General features: G+C 35.0%; 1 protein-coding gene and 1 pseudogene. Both read right to left on the bottom strand.

Annotated elements, in window-relative coordinates; genetic code table 11:
• A partial coding sequence (locus tag R7E78_RS29610) for a hypothetical protein (RefSeq protein WP_318059079.1) occupies positions 1-210 on the bottom strand: 210 nt, incomplete at its 3' end.
• 52 nt (positions 211-262) lie between these two features.
• Positions 263-548: pseudogene (locus R7E78_RS29605) on the bottom strand (glycosyl transferase); the annotation flags it as partial.

Here is a 548-nt window from a genome sequence, read left to right as displayed (position 1 = left end):
AAGGTTTAAAGAGTTTCTAATAGTTGTGTCTACATGGTGTATCTTAACACTATTTGAAATTGGTATAAGGCTTTCGTACGGTTTGATTGTAATGATATGTACATCACAGTCATCATATTGACTCAAGCCATCGCTTAATTGGCACACTACTTTTTCAACACCACCGCCTTTTAAGTGTGGCATGATAGATATGATGGTTTTTTTTCTCATAACCGTTCCATAACGAGTAAAATGTTAAAGTGGAAAAATGTATATATTGAAATTATTTGGCTCGTTGATTGTATTCTTTTTGTTTCCATTGTTTGAAAACCCTATACCATTCGATATATATTTTGTTTATCCAGCTTATATTTGATTTAACTTTTCTCTTACCTATAGTCGAAGCCGTATTGCTGCGTGATACTAAAGGAGGAAAGTAACTGTAAATGGTTTGATTTGTTCGCCACTCATTATCCATGAAGTCATCAACCGGTTCGAAAAAACCATCGATCTGTTTGAGGTATCTTTCTGCTGTTGTGGGCGTTATAGCGTAAGCAGAGGTTCCACAA

This window comes from Vibrio sp. YT-19(2023), assembly GCF_033337395.1.
Note: the sequence above shows the minus strand (reverse complement) of the source record. Positions and strands in the feature narration are given on the sequence as shown.